Source organism: Microterricola viridarii, assembly GCF_001542775.1.
Lineage (GTDB): Bacteria > Actinomycetota > Actinomycetes > Actinomycetales > Microbacteriaceae > Microterricola > Microterricola viridarii_A.
This window is the reverse complement of the sequence record NZ_CP014145.1, coordinates 3434636-3450975: the sequence shown is the minus strand read 5'-3', so window position 1 is coordinate 3450975 and position 16340 is coordinate 3434636. Positions and strand designations below refer to the sequence as shown.

Annotated in this window: 13 protein-coding genes; 7 read left to right on the top strand and 6 right to left on the bottom strand. The window is 69.9% G+C overall.

Annotation, left to right across the window (positions count from 1 at the left end):
- The first annotated feature begins 98 nt into the window (after positions 1 to 98).
- Positions 99 to 668 (top strand): GNAT family N-acetyltransferase, encoded by a 570-nt coding sequence (locus tag AWU67_RS15765; protein ID WP_067231268.1) that lies wholly within the window; start codon positions 99 to 101, stop codon positions 666 to 668.
- On the opposite strand, the gene AWU67_RS15760 is transcribed toward AWU67_RS15765, so the two are convergent.
- The 3 genes from AWU67_RS15760 to AWU67_RS15750 form a co-directional block, all read right to left on the bottom strand.
- Positions 665 to 949 (bottom strand): hypothetical protein, encoded by a 285-nt coding sequence (locus tag AWU67_RS15760; RefSeq protein WP_067231265.1) that lies wholly within the window; start codon positions 947 to 949, stop codon positions 665 to 667. The two genes, AWU67_RS15765 and AWU67_RS15760, sit on opposite strands and share 4 nt — an antisense overlap.
- Positions 950 to 1049: 100 nt before the next feature.
- A complete protein-coding gene (locus tag AWU67_RS15755; protein WP_067231261.1) occupies positions 1050 to 2063 on the bottom strand; it encodes a serine hydrolase domain-containing protein in 1014 nt (337 codons plus the stop codon).
- A 30-nt stretch (positions 2064 to 2093) separates the two neighbouring features.
- Positions 2094 to 2930, bottom strand: coding sequence for an SDR family oxidoreductase (locus tag AWU67_RS15750; protein ID WP_067231258.1), 837 nt, complete (start codon positions 2928 to 2930; stop codon positions 2094 to 2096).
- A gap of 205 nt (positions 2931 to 3135) precedes the next feature.
- Here AWU67_RS15750 and AWU67_RS15745 point away from each other — a divergent pair, with 205 nt between their 5' ends.
- Positions 3136 to 4251 (top strand): methyltransferase, encoded by a 1116-nt coding sequence (locus AWU67_RS15745; protein WP_234407288.1) that lies wholly within the window; start codon positions 3136 to 3138, stop codon positions 4249 to 4251.
- Positions 4252 to 4441: 190 nt separating this feature from the next.
- Here the strand turns inward: AWU67_RS15745 and AWU67_RS15740 are convergent, their stop codons facing one another.
- A complete protein-coding gene (locus AWU67_RS15740; protein ID WP_067231252.1) occupies positions 4442 to 5203 on the bottom strand; it encodes a DNA alkylation repair protein in 762 nt (253 codons plus the stop codon).
- Between the two features lie 89 nt (positions 5204 to 5292).
- On the opposite strand from AWU67_RS15740, the gene AWU67_RS15735 reads away from it, so the two are divergent.
- On the top strand, positions 5293 to 8709 hold the full coding sequence (locus AWU67_RS15735) for a DEAD/DEAH box helicase (RefSeq protein ID WP_067231250.1): 3417 nt from the start codon (positions 5293 to 5295) through the stop codon (positions 8707 to 8709).
- A 137-nt stretch (positions 8710 to 8846) separates the two neighbouring features.
- Here AWU67_RS15735 and AWU67_RS15730 read toward each other — a convergent pair whose 3' ends face one another.
- Positions 8847 to 9470 carry a LysE family transporter gene (locus AWU67_RS15730; RefSeq protein WP_067231247.1) on the bottom strand — a complete coding sequence of 208 codons (624 nt, stop codon included), beginning with the start codon at positions 9468 to 9470 and terminating at the stop codon, positions 8847 to 8849.
- A 217-nt stretch (positions 9471 to 9687) separates the two neighbouring features.
- On the opposite strand from AWU67_RS15730, the gene AWU67_RS15725 reads away from it, so the two are divergent.
- The 4 genes from AWU67_RS15725 (at position 9688) to AWU67_RS15710 (ending at position 15337) form a co-directional block, all read left to right on the top strand.
- Complete coding sequence (locus tag AWU67_RS15725) at positions 9688 to 11109, top strand: DUF6421 family protein (protein WP_067231245.1); 1422 nt, start codon at positions 9688 to 9690, stop codon at positions 11107 to 11109.
- A gap of 279 nt (positions 11110 to 11388) precedes the next feature.
- Complete coding sequence (locus AWU67_RS15720) at positions 11389 to 12768, top strand: hypothetical protein (RefSeq protein WP_160329776.1); 1380 nt, start codon at positions 11389 to 11391, stop codon at positions 12766 to 12768.
- Positions 12769 to 12954: 186 nt separating this feature from the next.
- On the top strand, positions 12955 to 13692 hold the full coding sequence (locus tag AWU67_RS15715) for an SDR family NAD(P)-dependent oxidoreductase (RefSeq protein WP_067231240.1): 738 nt from the start codon (positions 12955 to 12957) through the stop codon (positions 13690 to 13692).
- 202 nt (positions 13693 to 13894) lie between these two features.
- Positions 13895 to 15337: a hypothetical protein gene (locus AWU67_RS15710; protein WP_067231237.1), complete on the top strand. Its 1443-nt coding sequence runs from the start codon at positions 13895 to 13897 to the stop codon at positions 15335 to 15337.
- 105 nt (positions 15338 to 15442) lie between these two features.
- Here the strand turns inward: AWU67_RS15710 and AWU67_RS15705 are convergent, their stop codons facing one another.
- Complete coding sequence (locus AWU67_RS15705) at positions 15443 to 16312, bottom strand: hypothetical protein (RefSeq protein ID WP_067231235.1); 870 nt, start codon at positions 16310 to 16312, stop codon at positions 15443 to 15445.
- Positions 16313 to 16340: the final 28 nt, after the last annotated feature.

The following is a 16340-nucleotide window of genomic DNA, read 5'->3' as shown; positions in this document are numbered from 1 at the left end:
GTTTGCTGAGCGCACGTATGTGCGTATCGCAAACATAGCACGAGGTTCGGGCGCCTTCCAGATCTGCGACGTAGCCGGGTTCGGGCAGACTGGGTGCCATGACTGCCGCACTGTTCGAGGTTCGCCGCACGACCGAGCAGGACTGGGCCGAGATCCGCGCGCTCCGGCTGGAGATGCTCGCCGACACCCCGCACGCCTACCTCGAGACGGTGGCGGATGCCGCGGCGCGCGACGAGTCCGGCTGGCGGCGGCGCGCGGCCAGGACGGCCGGGCCGGGGGCCATCAGCCTCGCGGCGATACTCACCGACGGCGCGGAGGCCGGCCGCTGGGTCGGCACGATGGCGGCAATCCTGCCGGTGGGCGCCGCGGGCGCGCGGCTGGTCGGCGTGTACGTCTCGCCGGGCTGGCGCGGGGCGACCTCCGGGGTCAGCGACGCCCTGCTCGACGGTATCGAGGAGTGGGCGGGCCTGCACGGCGACGTGCTCACGCTGGAGGTGCACCAGGACAGCACGGCTGCCCGCCGCTTCTACAAGCGGCGCGGCTTCGAGGAGACGGGCGCCGTGCAGCCGTACCCGCTGAATCCCAAGCAGTTGGAGCTGGAAATGGCGAAGCCGTTGCGGGCCGAGCAGGCTGGCGGGCCCCGCCTGCTCGGCGGCGGCTCGCGCTAGATCTCGCCGAGGATCTCGGCCCGCTTCGCCTCGTACTCGGACTGGCTGAGAAGGCCGGTCGTGCTCAGGTCCTCGATCTCGGCGAGGCGGGCCGCCCGCAGCTCGGCCGGGCTCGACTCCGGGCGGGCAGGCGCGGGGGCGGATGTGGCAGGCGCGGGCACGCCGGGGGCCGCGCGGCGGGTGAGGAAGACGCCCAGGAAGATGATGCCGACCACGACGGCCGCCATCAGGATCAACACCGTGAGAATGATCAAAACGTGCCAGCCGGAAAGTCCGAACACGAGGCCCCCTTGCTTGTGTGGGGTCAGCCTAGCGATGCGCGCGGCGAGGGCCTAGGGGTGCGCGGTGTTGGCTTCGGCACCCGACCAGGCCGGGGAGGCGTTAGCCGCCCAGGCGCTCGTCGAGTTCGCGGATGACGTCCCAGGCGCCCTCCTCGGCGTTGCTGAGCACGACGACGTCGATGCCCTCCGCGAGGTAGTGCCGCAGGATGCCGCTGGCGCCGGCGCTGATGCCGTCCTTGAAGTAGGAGCGCACGCTGCCGTCCTCGTTCATGTCGAATTCGAGGCCGAGGCCGTAGAACGTCTCCTCGTCGTGCTCCACCTGCGGGGTGAAGAACTCGCTGGTGAATTCGGGGTTCAACAGCACGCCGGTGCGCAGGGCGGTGAGGAAGCGCAGCAGGTCTTCAGCGGTCGCGTGCGCGCCGGTGTCTGGCCCGCCGATCGGCGGGGCCTTGTAGATGTTGGACTCCCAGCTGCCGTCTTCGGCCTGGTCCCAGCCCTCAGCGACGTTCGGGGTGGCGTCGCGGCGGTCGAAGAAGCCGCTCGACTTCATGCCGGCTGCGGCGAAGACGTCGCGCTCGATGTAGGCGCGGTAGCTGAGCCCGGTCGCCTTCTCCAGGGCGAGGCCGGCCAGCACGTAGCCGGCGTTGATGTAGTGGCTCTCGATGCCGGGCGCCTCCAGCGGCGCCTTCTGCGCAAAGAACGGCAGCAGGTCGGCGGTCTCGACGACCGAGTAGTTGGGGGTGTGGATGTAGAGGTCGGCGTAGTCCTCGCCCGCGGCCTCGTCGGCGTCATCCGCGAGCCCGCTGGTGTGCGTGAGCAGGTGCAGCAGGGTGACGTCGCGGCCGATGGTGGTGCCGCTCAGGTCGACGTAGTCGTGGATGGACGCCTCGAGGTCGAGCTTGCCGGCGACGACCTGCTGCAGCACGGCGACGCTGGTGAAAAGCTTGGTGATCGCGGAGGTGTCGAACCGCATGTCGACGGCGTTCGGAAGCCCCCAGCGCTGGGTGGCCAGACCGCTGGCCGCCTCGAACAGTGTCTGGTCGCCGCGGCGCACCAGCACGACTCCAGAGAAGTCGATGTCGTCGAGAAACTCGTTCAGTGCTGTCGTATCCACTGGACGATTCTAGGCGAGCGGATTCCGCGGCTAGGAGCGTCCAGTGAATCCGGCCATCGACTTGTAGACGCCGAACAACCGCGCGACCACGTCCCACACCCGGACCGGGAGCACCCCGCGCAGGGCCTTGGAGAGCCCGACCGACCACGGCAGCAGCAGCTGCGGTTTGCCGGCGAGCATCGCCCGCCAGACCCGGTCGACGACGTATTCCGGCGTCAGGATCGGGGTGAGCAGCGGGCCGCGGGCACCGTCGAACATTCCGGTCGAGATGTAGCTGGGGCAGACGGTCGTGACGCGGACGTTGCCGTGATCCTCCTGCTCGAGCTCGAGGCGCAGCGAGTCGCTCCAGCCGATCAGGGCCGCCTTCGACGCCGCATAGACACTCATCCGCGGGTTCGACAGGGTGCCGGCGGCCGAGGCGATGTTCACGATGCGCGCGGCACGGTAGGAGTTGGCCATCATGCCGGGCAGGAACTCGCGGGTCGTGTACATCGGCGCCAGCGAGTTGATCTGCATGGTGGGGCGGGTGTCTTCGCCGTTGTCGCTCTGCCAGAAGAACTGGTTGCCGCGCACGATGCCGGCATTGTTGATGAGCACGTCGGGGTTGCCCACCTCGGTGCGCACTCGCTGCGCCGTCTGCGCGATGGCGCCGAGGTCGGCGAGGTCGATCACGTAGGAGTGCACGCGGGTGCGGCCCTGCGATTGCACGCCCAGCTCCTTGACGGTGCGGGCGAGCGCTGCGGCATCCCTGTCCCAGAGCACGACGGATGCCGCGCCCTCTGCGACCGCGCGCTCGGCGTAGAGGCGGCCCATGCCGCTGGCGGCACCGGTGATGAGAACGCGGGCACCGCGAACAGTTCGGGACATGCCTCTATCATCGCCTACCGCCCGGGTGCGCCGGGCGCCCCCGCGCGCGGGCTGGGATACTGGAAGGTGCGACGATTCGTCCGTCGCCACGCTTTTCTCGCGCACGAGCGAGCAAGTCGTCGATGCATCGTGTCGTGTCACAGATCGGCCAGAAATGCCCAGCACCCCGCCTCCCCCGGCCGCCCCGCAGGAACAGCCCGCGCGCGTGAGCTGGCTTGAGGACGGCGCGCAGCGCTCGGCGCTCTGGCGTTCCGAGAGCGGCTGGCCCGCGCCAGAGCGCATCGTGATCGCCGACGAACGGATGCCGGCCGCCGAGGCGCACCGGCTGGTCGGCGGCGGCAGCGCGCTGCTGTGGCGCGGCGACTACCAGGCCGCGCGCCAGCTGCTGCGCGCGCTCGCGGCTCGCATCGACAAGGGCAACCGGCGCCCGCCGCGCGACCTCGCGCTGGCGTTCCGCCAGCACCGCGAGCAGAGCTTCCACCGGGCACGGCTGCTCGGCCTGCTGCTCGTGCCGCTGGACGCCGGCTACGTGGTGCCGCTGCGCCGGGCGCCCGATGTGCGGGAGGCCTGCACCGAGGCGTACGGGCCGGGCGACGACAGCCTCGACTCGCTCGTCTCGCTGCGCGAGCTGCTCGGCGTGATCGGCTCGCACGAGTGGCGCCGACGCGGCGTCGACGTGCCAGAGCTGGAATCGACCATCCACCCGCACTACGGGGTCTTCTCGCCCGTGCGCGGCGAGTATCTCGAACTCGTGGCCACCGCCCCGCTGCCGGCGGAGGCGAGCCGCGCCGTCGACATCGGCACCGGCACCGGGGTGCTCGCCGCGATCCTGGCACGGCGCGGCATCCGAAGCGTGACCGCGACCGATCTTGGCCCGCGCGCCATCGCCTGCGCCCGCGACAACCTGACCAGGCTCGGCCTCGTCGACCGGGTCGAGGTGATCGAGGCCGACCTGTTCGCGCCCGGCCTCGCCGACCTGATCGTCTGCAACCCGCCCTGGCTGCCGGCAGAGGCGCGCATCCCCAGCGACTACGCCGTCTACGACCCGGAGAGCCGGATGCTGCGCGGGTTCCTCGGCGGCCTGCGCGCGCACCTGGCACCGGGCGGCGAGGGCTGGCTGATCATCTCCGACCTCGCCGAGCGGCTCGGACTGCGCTCGCGCGGCGAACTGCTCGACCTGATCGAGGATTCCGGCCTGCGCGTGCTCGAGCGGCACGACACCCGGCCGACGCACGCCCGCTCCAGCGACGCGAGCGACCCGCTGCACGTGGCTCGCGCCGCTGAGATCACTTCGCTCTGGCGGCTGGGTTCGGCCGACTAGGGCGACCGCTCAGCGGAGCGCGGCCACCTCTCGTGGCCAGTCGGCGGATGCGAGCCGGAAAACACGCCACTGAAACGATTTTTCGGGGCAGTTGGACGGCCGCATCCGCTGACCGGCCACACAGGGAGGGCGCAGGTTGGGCATCGGGAGGCGAGCCGGGGCATCGGGAGGCGAGGCGGGGCGGCGGGGCTCAACGGAGCGCGCGGTAGTGCGCGCGCAGCGCCGGATCGAGGTGCTCGGTGGCGTAGCTGAGCTCGGTGCGCGGCATCCGGCTCGCATGCTCATCGAGGAAGCCGACCAGCAGGGCGCGGTCGACGCGCTTGCCCACCTCGCGCAGCATCCAGCCGACGGCCTTCTGCATCAGGTCCTCCCGGTCGTCGCGCAGCAGCGCCGCCAGTTGCAGCGTGGTCGATGCGTCGCCGCGGGTGATGAAGCCCTGCGTGGCGATCATGGCGACGCGGCGCTCCCAGAGCACGGGGCTCGCCGCCAGCTCGAACAGCAGGTCGCGCGGGCGATCGAACAGCCATCCGCCGAGGATGCCGGGCGCCGAGGTGTCGACGATGTCCCAGTTGTTGACGCGCCCCTGCCGCACCGCCGCCAGATACCAGTCGGCGAGCGCCTGCCGGCGGGCCTGGTCGAAGCTGCGCGGCCCGCTGGCCGCCTCGAACTGCTTCGTCGCGATGATGACCCCGGTGAGCCGGTGTTCGTGCACGGCGCTGCCGAGCAGCAGGTCCAGTTCGGCCAGCGGCAGTGCGCCGAGCCGACGGGCGATGGCGCGCTGCTGCGGAACCGTCACGCCGATGAACACATCCCCGGCACCATACTGGCCGGGCGCCGTCTTGAAGAAGCCCTGGCTCGATGCCGCTCTGGCCGGGTCGGCGACCGCGGCGAGCGCCGCCTGAACGGCCGCCGCCGTCTGCTCTTCCGGGGCCTGGGGCTGTGTGGCTGTCATGCCGAGACTCTACGCGGAGCCCGGGCGGCGGCAGTTCGCAGCAAGGGGGTGAAACAATGGAGGTTTCCCCTCCAGCGTTCCGGAATGTCATGACCCACTCTCTCAGCGACGTGCAGATCGCGCGACTCACCGACGCGCGCACCTTCACCCGCGGCCAGCGCTACGCCAGGGATGGCTTCGTCGGCCGCCTGCGTTGGAGCGATTCCGGCCTCAGAGTGGTCGGCAGCGTGGCCGGCAGCAGCGCCAAACGCTACGTCACGACCGTCACGTTCCAGCGGGGGGCGACGGGCACCCTCGTCAACCCGATCGGCTCCTGCACCTGCCCGACGGGCAGCAACTGCAAGCATGTCATCGCGCTCTTGCTGGAATCTCGCGCGACCAGCTCGGCCCCCGAGCAGGGTGCCCGCGCGACCGACCTCCTGGCCGAGCTGGGCGGCCCGCGTGCGGACACCGCCTCGGCATCCACACCGCCCGGGCCCGACTGGCGTTCAGCGCTCGACTCGCTCACCCGCGGGGATGCGACTGCAGCCAGGGCGAAGCCGATGGCCCTTCAGTTCGAGTTGGTGCCGGGCTCGCGCGATTGGCGCACCCCGCGGGGCGCCCCCGCCAGGCCGCCCCGGTTGACCCTGCGGCCGCTGCACCTCGGCAAGAGCGGCAGGTGGGTCAAGGGGGCGCTGCGCTGGAACAGCCTCGGCTCTGCCGACCTCGACCTCATCCCGACCCAGCTGCGGGCGCTGCGCCAGATTCACGACGAGTACTCGAACCGCAAGTTCTACCAGCCGTACGTCGACGAGGCCATGTCGCTGGAGAACCTGCGCACCGGTGCGCTCTGGGAACTTCTCCTGTCGGCGCACGCCAGCGGTGTCGCGTTCGTCGGCGCCGACAAGAAGCAGACCCCCGTCGCCCTCGACGAGGCCGCCATCGAACTCACCCTCGACCTCGTGCGGGGTGACGCCGAGCTGCGGCTGACCCCCACCTTCACGTTCGAGCGGCAGGCGCTCGAGGCGGGCAACCTGTTCGCGCTCGGCACCCCCGCATACGGCGTCGCGCGCTGGCTGCCGCTGGCCCCCGGCGCACCGCTCTCTGAGGCACGGTTCACCCTCACCGCGCTGAGCGCCCCCATCGACGCGAGCATCCGCGAACTCGCCGCGGCCGACAGCGCGCTCGTCGTGCCCGCCGCCGATGAGAAGGCGTTCTTCACCGGCTACTACCCGCACCTGCGCCGGCAGCTCACGCTGACCAGCACCGACGCCTCCGTCGAGTTGGCCAGTGCGCCGCTGCCCAATCTGTTGCTCACCATCACGCCGCACGGCACCGAGCGCATCGAGCTGCACTGGAGCTGGCGCTACCGCGACCCGGCGCGGGCGAACGACGACGCCGCGACCCGCCGACTGTGGGCCGGAGCGGATGCCACCGAGTACCGCGACACGGCGGGCGAACGCGCCATCCTGGCCACCCTCGAGCCGCTGCTGGGCCGGCACCCCGCCCTCGTCGACGGCGCGCAGCCGGAGGCCCGGGTACCCACCCCTCAGCTGGCCGAACACAGCGCCCTCACCGGCGTCTCGATGATCGCCTTCCTCGCCGCGGAGGTCGCAGAGCTCGAGGGGTCCGCCGACGTCACGGTGCGGTTCCAGGGCGAACGACCCGCCTACCGCGAGGCAGAGGCGGCGCCGCTGATCGCCGTCGGCACGCAGGAACGCCCCGGCGACCGCGACTGGTTCGACCTCGCCGTCGACGTCAGCGTCGACGGCCACACCGTGCACTTCGACGACCTGTTCCTGGCCCTCGCCCGCGAGCAGGAGGTCATGATCCTCCCGGACGGCGTCTGGTTCAGCCTCGACCGCCCCGAACTGCAGCAACTGCGCCGCCTGATCGCCGAGGCGCGCACCCTGCAGGACTCGAACGCGCCCGGCCTCGGCCTCAGCCGGTTCCAGGCGGATCTCTGGGACGAGCTGGCCGAGCTCGGCATCGTCAGCCAGCAGGCCGAGGCCTGGCAGCGCGCCGTCGCCGGGCTCAGCGCCGGCAGCGAGATCGGACCACGCGCCCTGCCCGGCACGGTGCACGCGAGCCTGCGCGGCTACCAGCAGCAGGGCTTCGAGTGGCTCGGCTTCCTCTACGAGCAGGGACTCGGCGGCGTGCTGGCCGACGACATGGGACTCGGCAAGACGCTGCAGGCCATCGCGCTGATCGCCGAGAGCCGCCGGCTGCACGCGGAGCAGTCGGGCCAGGTCGATCCGAGCCAGGCGGATGCCGCGGCATCCGCCCCACCGTTCCTGGTCGTCGCGCCGACCAGCGTCGTGCCCAACTGGGCCAGCGAGTGCGCGAAGTTCGCACCCAGCCTGCGGGTCGCGACCATCACCGCGACCGGCGGCAAGCGCTCGAAGAGCCTGGCCGATCTGGCGGCGGGGGCGGATGTCGTGATCACCTCGTACACGCTGTTCCGGCTCGACTTCGACGAATACGACGCCCTGCCCTGGGCGGGCATGCTGCTCGACGAGGCCCAGTTCGTGAAGAACCACCAGAGCCGGGCCTACCAGTGCGCCCGACGCCTGAACACGCCGTTCAAGCTCGCGATCACCGGCACCCCGCTGGAGAACAACCTGATGGAGCTGTGGTCGCTGTTCTCGATCACGGCGCCGGGGCTGTTCCCCACCCCGGCCAAGTTCGCCGACTTCTACCAGAAGCCCATCGAGGGCGGCGACGACGAGGCCCACGAGCGGCTGGCGCAGCTGCGCCGCCGCATCCGCCCGTTCATGCTGCGCCGCACCAAGGACGAGGTCGCCAGCGACCTGCCGGCCAAGCAGGAGCAGGTACTCGAGCTCGAGCTCGCCCCGCAGCACCGCACCGTCTACGACACCCACCTGCATCGGGAGCGGCAGAAGGTGCTCGGTCTGATCGAAGACATGAACGCGAACCGCTTCGAGATCTTCCGCTCGCTCACCATGCTGCGCCAGCTCAGCCTGGACGCCAGCCTGTACGACGAGAAGTACGCGCACATCCCGTCGACGAAACTCGACGTGCTGCTGGAGATGCTCGAAGACACCGTGGCAGAGGGGCACCGCACCCTCATCTTCAGCCAGTTCACCGGATACCTGGCGAAGGCGAGGGAGCGCTTGGACGCGGCCGGCATCGCCTACTCCTACCTCGACGGCAAGACCCGCAGCCGGGCCAAGACCATCGCCGAGTTCAAGGACGGCACGAACCCGGTGTTCCTGATCAGCCTCAAGGCGGGTGGATTCGGGCTGAACCTCACCGAAGCCGACTACGTGATCCTGCTCGACCCGTGGTGGAACCCGGCCACAGAGGCGCAGGCCGTCGACCGCACCCACCGCATCGGACAGACCAAGAACGTGATGGTCTACCGGCTCGTCGCCACGAACACGATCGAGGAGAAGGTGATGGCGCTGAAGGCGACCAAGTCGAAGCTCTTCGACAGCGTGATGAGCGACGGCGCGGCCTCGGGCGGGGCGCTGACCGCGGCCGACATCCGCGAGCTGTTCGCGTAGCCCACTCGCGCACGCCGCACAGCAATCGAGAAGCAAGAAAACGCGCCAAGACCCGGGTCTTGGCGCGTTTTTTTGCTTCTCGATTGCTGGAGGGGCGAGGGCAGCGCGAGCAGGTCTCCCGCGGCGCGGGTGCGCGACTAGTGGATGACGGCGAGAATCGCGCCGACGGCCACGAACAGTGAGCCGAAGATGCGGTTGAGGATCAGTTGGCCGCGGGCGTCCCGGGTGAACCGTTGGAACGAGCGGGCCGCCCCGGCGAAGAAGAACCACATGACGAGGATGTCGACCACCATCACCGTGACCGCGACGACCAGGTACTGCGGCAGCAGCGGCTGGTCGAGGCGGATGAACTGCGGCAGGAAGGCGAGGAAGAACACGATCGCCTTGGGGTTGAGCAGGTTCACCCAGAACCCGCGCCGAAACATCGACCAAGCCGGCTCATTGCGCCGCAGCTCAACGCTCTCCTCGTCGTTGGACGGCTTCGCCAGGAACTGCCGGATGCCGAGGTAGACGAGGTAGGCGGCACCGGCGTAGCGGATCACGTTGAACGCGATCGGCGAGCTGGCAACGAGCACGCCGACGCCGAGCGCCACGATCACGATGTGGATGATGAGTGCGGCCTGCTGCCCGAGGATGCCCCAGATCGAGCGCCGGAACCCCGCGTTCAGCGAGTTGCTCATCGTGTTGATCGCGCCCGCGCCGGGCGTGAGGCTGATCACGAGGGTGGCGCCGAGCAGGGCGAGCCAGAGGGAGAACTGCACCGGCTCAGCCTATGTCCCGCAGCCAACGCGGGAATCCACAGCAGAGCACCGTTTCGCCGCGCAAAACTCGGCCAGAACGCAGCATCCTTGCGCACTCCGTCATGAAAACGCAGCGCTTCGCTCGTTAGCCTTGAGCACACGCCACATTGGCGCACACGTTGCCGCCTGCGCTGCATTCCGCACCGCCTGCGGCCGTCTACGAGGACGGGAGGTTCCCATGTCGAATTACATTGCGCAAGCACTGGTCGGTGAGCCCGAGGTTGTCGAAGACGGCCTGACCACCGCGCTGGACATCGCCCTCGCCGCCGATGTCGAGAACCACCCCGCGTGGGTGCGCCTCAAGCAGGCCGCAATCGCGCTGCAGGCCGTGCAGGCCCAGGACGGCTCTGTTCAGGATGCCGCGGAGCACCCGGCATCCGCCGCCCACGTCGCCACACTCGTGGCCGCCGTGCGCGAGCTCGCCCCGCTGTTCCCGCACGACGCCGCCTACCTGGCCGCGCTCGCAACCGACTTCGAGAAGTGGAGCGCCGCCGGCTTCGGCGTGCCCGACTTCTACGACTCGCTGATGGCGTTCCAGCCGCAGCTGCACCGCGTCGACGGGCTGCGCCACCTCGTCGTGTTCCCGATGTACACGCAGAACGGCAGCTCGAACCGCTACGTCGAGGCCGTGCTGGTCGAGGTCATCTGGCCCGAGTTCATCGGCGAGCTGGAGGCCGGCGACTATGGCAACAAGCTGTTCGTGCCGCTGCGCTTCGTCGACTTCACTCCCGGCTACGACACCAACTCGGCCGTGCTGTTCCCCGAGACGGTCGCGATGCGCGAGATCCCGACCTTCACCTGGGGCGCGATCTTCCAGGACCGCGAGGCGGCCCGCTACCGCCGCGTGGTGCGCGCGGCAGCCGAGATCACCAAGCTCGAACTGCCCGCGGACGCCGCGACGCTCCTCGACGACCAGAAGCTGGCCGAAGAGACGTTCGTGATGTGGGACCTGATCCACGACCGCACGCACATGCGCGGCGACCTGCCGTTCGACCCGTTCATGATCAAGCAGCGGATGCCGTTCTTCCTCTACTCGCTGGAGGAGCTGCGCTGCGACCTGACCGCGTTCCGCGAGTCGGTCGCGATCGAGCGTGATGAGAACGCCAGCCCGGAGGCGCGCAAGCACGCCAAGCTGGTGCAGTACGCGGTGATCTTCGACCGCATCTTCCGCTTCGCCATCACCGGCAGCCGGGTGCGCAACTACGACGGGCTCGGCGGCCAGCTGCTGTTCGCGTGGATGCACCAGCACCACGTGCTGCACTGGACCGACACCCGGCTCGCCTTCGACTGGGAGGCCGTGCCCGAGGTCGTCATCGCCCTCGGCGCGCAGATCGACGAGCTGTACTGGAAGTCGATCGACCGCCCGAAGAAGGCGCACTGGCTGGCCGCGTACGACATGATCGCCGAGACGCTGACCCCGAACCCGGCGTCGCACTGGGCCAAGGGCCTCCCGGAAGACGTGCTCGCCGGCGCCCCGAAGGGCTACACCGACCTGGTGCTGGACGACGAGTTCCCGCTGTCGATGTTCTTCGAGGCGCTCGACAAGAAGATGAAGCCCGTCATCGAATCGACGATCGGCATCACGGCGGCCACCGCCTAGCGCCAGGCCGCGCGACGATGTGCGCGGGTGGCCGGTGTTCGAAACCAACACTGGTCACCCGCGCACTTTCGTTGTGCCCGGAGCTCGGGAAACCGCCTCGTTCGCCCAGCACCCCCATTCGTGGTCACATTCAAAAAATGTGGACGCCGTGCGGCCATTCCGGCCGATAAGCTCAGGCGGATCTCGCCGGAAGAGTCGGCGTTCGTCCGACGAACTGCAGGCGAAATCAGTCTGGTTCGCGGCACGGGTGATCTGCCCCCTATGAACGGACATGCACTCGTGAATCAGACCACCCTGGGCGCCCGGCTTCGCCGCGGCGCCGCGCTCGGACTCGGCGTCGCCCTGCTCTCCGGCGCAGCCCTCGCGGCCGCCGCACCGGCATCCGCCGTAGCGCCAGTCGCCACCCACATCGCCAAGGCCGACATCACCGCCGGGTTCGGCGGCATCGGCTGGTTCAGCTACTCCCTCGACGGCATCGCAGACGAGGGCGGAGCGCTGGGCCTCCCCTACGGCAGCACGATCACGAACACGCTGGAAACGCCGCAGGCGCTCTCCAGCTACACCGATGCCCTCACCGAGAAGCGCATCACCTGGGCCACGACCGAGGACTCCTCGCCGTCTACCTTCGAATTCACCGTGCAGAACGAACTCGGGGAGAGCGCCGACCTGCGCTTCTCCGGCGCTGTCGCCGGAACGAACGCACCCGGCCTGGACTCGTCCTGGACCGTGAACGCCCAGCTTCCCGGGATCACCCCGAACACCCCGACCGCGCTGGAGACGATTCTCCCCGCGCTCGAGGACGCCGGTTTGACCAAGGTCGTCAGCTACGGCATCAACTCCGTGCAGAGCTACAGCTACCTGACGGCCCTCGACGTCTTCGGCACGACGTTCACCTTCGGCGGCCCGCCCGCCATCCCGCTCGATGGCGTGACGGTCACCGTTGCCGGCTCGCCGGTCGTCGGCCAGACCCTGACCCTGGCCACCGCGGGCTGGCCCGCCGGCACCGAGCTCAGCTACGAGTGGTTCTACAACGGCGGCAACCTCGGCGGCCCGATCGAGGGCGCTACGGGCACCAGCTACACCGTCACCGGTGACGTGGTCACCCGCTTCATCGGCGTCAACGTCACCGCCACCCTCGACGGCTTCTCGCCGACGCGGGCGCAGAGCGCGCTCACCGCGGCCGTCACGGCAACCCAGCTGCCCGCCGCTCCCGCACCGGTCGCCAGCTCCTCCGAGCTGCCGGCCTTCCTGGCAGCCAACGCGCCCGCCGGGGTGCAGGCCCAGGATGCCGCCGGTCTGCCTGCCGGGTCGCTCAACGCCGGGTCGAACCACACCGCCTCCATTGCCTGGGAGGGCGCGGACAACTTCGTTGACGTCTACGCCTACTCCACGCCCACCCTCGTCGGCACCTTCGCCGTCGTTGATGGCGCCGTGCAGATCGAGCTCACCACCGGGCTGCTCTCGCAGCTCTCAGCCGGCGACCACACCCTCGTCGTCGTGGGTCAGAGCTCGAAGTCCGTGCAGGCGTACGCACTGAACATCACGGCCGGCCTGGCCGAGACCGGCGTCGAGGCGACTCTTCCGTTCGCCGCCGCCTCGTTCATGCTGCTGCTCGGCGCCGCGCTGGTCGTTGTGCGCCGCCGAAGCACGAAGCTCTAACAGCGCAGCCGAGCACACCGCTCGCTCGCACAGAGGGGCACTGCCACACGGCAGTGCCCCTCTTCTCTGTACGTCTTCTCTGTACGTCTTCTCTGTACGTCTCCTCTGGCCGCGACCCGGCCGGAAGCCGTCACGGCGTGCGCGTGAACGGTGGCCCTGCGCACAGCCGATGACTAGCCTGAGAGCATGAGCACGCCAGAGTCGCCCCGCCCCTCGGTCCCCGCCACCCCGTCCAGCGCCGCCGGCCGCACCGTGCTGATCGCCGGCGCCACGAGCGCCGCCGGGCATGCCTGCGCCGCGGCCCTGCAGAGCGCGGGGGCCCGCGTCATCGCCGTCGGCTCCAACGCCGACCGGCTCGCGGAGCTCGCGGCGTCCGTGCCCGGCACCATCACCCGCGTCTGTGACCTCGGCGACCTCTCCGCCGTCGAGGCCCTCGCCGCCGAGATCCGCGGCCAGGCGGCCGAGCACGGCCACGGCGGCCTCGACGGGCTGGTGCACCTGGTCGGCGGATGGCGCGGCGGCGGCGGGCTGGCCGGCCAGAGCGACGAGGACTGGCGGGCGCTCGAGGCCGCCTTCGGCACCCTGCGCAACACCACGCGCGCCTTCAACGACGATCTGCTGGCCTCGGATGCCGGCCGCCTCGCGATCGTGTCGAGCACCTCGGTGGAGCGCCCGCTCGCCGGCGGCGCCAACTACGCCGCGGCCAAGGCTGCCGCCGATGCCTGGACCCGCGCCGTCGCGCAGGGTTTCGCCAAGGCCACGGCCCCCGAGCCGCCGACGGCCGCTGCGGTCGTTTTCGTCGTGAAGTCGCTCGCCGGGCTCGAGCCGCAGCTCGCTGCAGATGTCGTCGGGCTCTGGAGCACGCCGGCCTCCGCTCTCAACGGCTCGCGCATCACGCTGAGCCCCGCGCCTGGGCACGCCTGACCCTGTCCGTGAGGCAGAAAAACCCCTAGGCAGCCCGCAAAAATAACAATGTGAACACGTCCCCCATTTTGGTGACTCCCGGCAGTATGCTGCGAGCAGTTGCATCGGGGGACGCGCGTGTGCCGGCATTCATGTCGGATTCGATTCGCCACCTCGCTGAGGCTGCGAACAATCCACTGACATGAAAGGAGAACACACAACCATGACCAACAACCCCTCCCAGAATCGGCTCACCCGCAGCCTTTCACTCGGCCTCAGCCTCGCCCTGATCGGCGGCGCATCCCTCGTCACCGCAGCCCCGGCCGCGGCGACCGTCCGGCTCGCCATGCATGTCAATGCGTCCGACATCGCCGCCGCGGGAACCGCGTCGGAAGGCTGGCACCGGGGCGACACGGACGCGCCCGACAGCTTTGCGGATGTGCCCGGCGGCATCCAGATCAGCGGCGGATCTGAGATGATCTATGCGTTTGCCGAGCCGCTGCGCCTCCCTGATTTCACAGGCGGCGTGGAGGACGACTCCATCTCGTGGACCACAACGACCGATTCGGGCCCGGCCTTCTACCAGGTGCCCGTGATCTTCGGAGCGAGTGGATCGACGACGCTGAGCCCGGTCGCCCCGCGCGCGGGCACAAACCGGGTCAATCTCGCCGACACGTGGACCACCAGCAGCAGCATCGGCAACACTCCCGCGGGAGCCGAGCTGCCCCTCGCCGACCTCCTCGAGCTGCTCCGCGTCGCCGCCGGCAGCGAGGCTGCCCCGCAGGTGACCGGCTTCGGCCTGCGCACCAATGCCGACACAACCAGCGTTGTCACCAAGATCGACTGGGTGCATTCCTGGTGGACGCTCGGCGCGCCCGCACCGGAGCTGCCCGCGCTGCCCGCGGGTTCCGTCACGGTCACCGGCAAGCCGGTGCTCGACCAGGTGCTCACCGCTTCACTCGGCGGCTGGCCCGACGGCACCGTGTTCTCGTACAAGTGGTTGCTGAACGGCGACGAGTTCATCTGGGAGCCCATCGAGAAGAGGAACGCCCCGACGACGACGGTGAACCGCAAGTTCGTCACGTACCAGGTCAGCGTTATGGTCACCGGCGAACTCGCCGGCTACACGCCGACGACGGTCACGAGCGCGCTCACTGCGGCCGTCACCGCACCGCAGCTGCCCGCCGCCGCGGCGCCCGTCGCCGATTCGTCCGGGCTCCCCAGCTTCTTCATGGCCACCGGCGATCTGCGGCCGCAGACCGACCTCGGCCTGCCCGCCGGCCCGGTGGACCCGGCGACGGCTCAGACGGCGACGTTCGAATGGGGCACCGGGGATTCTTTCGTCGACGTGTTCGCCTATTCGGCGCCCACCCTGCTGGGCACGGTCCCCGCCGGCGCCGATGGTGTCACGATCACCCTCACCCCTGCCACCCTGGCCTCGCTCGGAGCGGGGACACACACCGTCGTGGCCGTCGGCCAGACGTCATACGGGGTGAGGTCATTCGAACTGGTCATCGGCCCGGCAGCGGCACCCGCTGCAGCGGATCCGATTGCCAAGACGGGCGCAGACGCCGGCCCCCTCGTCGCGGGAGCAGCGCTGCTGACGATGCTCGGGGCCGCACTGTTGGTGGCACGTCGACGCCAGACGGCGCGAGACGCGCGCTGAGTCTGGCAACACCGCGGCTGACACAGGAGGAGGGCGGGACTCGCGATTCGCGGGTCCCGCCCTCTGTTGCCTGCCGCCTGCCCTGCGGCGTGCGGCATCCGACAGCTAGTGCATGTTGTCGTTGCCGGAGGCATGGGTGGCGTACCCGTTGCATCCGGCGTCTTCCCAGCGGTAGTCGGGGAACGGCTCTGCGTCACCGTTGAGTGCGAGCGTCCAGGCCGCGGCCTGCTCCTCGGTCTGGTCCTGCGGCTGCGGCGCAAAGGGCTCTGGTTCGGTCGCCAACGGGTCGAACGGGGTCTGGTACTTCGGGTTCCACCATTCCCAGTAGAGGTACTCGTAGCCGCGTTCCTTCATGCAGCTGCGGACGAGGTCTTGGTAGGCAAGCCACGTCTGGCGCTCGGTCGGGAGTCCCACTGGATCGGCGGGGACCGGAACGGGCGGGGCTGCGATGACGCCGTCGTCGATCAGCTGCATCAGCCCCGAGCACCCGGCTTCCTCCGGCCCACCCGTTGGCGACATGTAGTTCTCGCCGTAGTAGCCGATCGTCCATGCGATCGTTTGGTTGTTGTCGAGCCCCTTCGGCTGCGGACTGCCCCCCAACCACCACGGCATGGTCTCGAAGCCCAAGCCCAGATCGGTCATGCACTTGCGCACGACGGAGTTCTTCGCGTACCAGTCGGCCTTGGCGGCCGGCGTCACATAGTCCGGGTTGGCCGGGTCGGTGTACGGGTTGTAGTCCGCCGCCATCGGGTCGAGGGCGGCGGCCGGCTCGGCGGCCGGCTCGGCGGCCGGCGCTTCCGAGGTGGGTGCCTCCGGCGTCGATGCGGGCTCGACGTCGCCGGCTGCCGGCGACTCCGACGAAGCCGGTGTGGTCGTGTGCTGCCACGGTGCGGCCTGCGCCGAGAGCGCGAACGCGGCTGCGGCGAGCGCGGCGACGCTTGTTACGGCAACGATGCCGATGATCCTGCGTTTCATGATGTTCCCCTCATGGTGTCTCACTGGT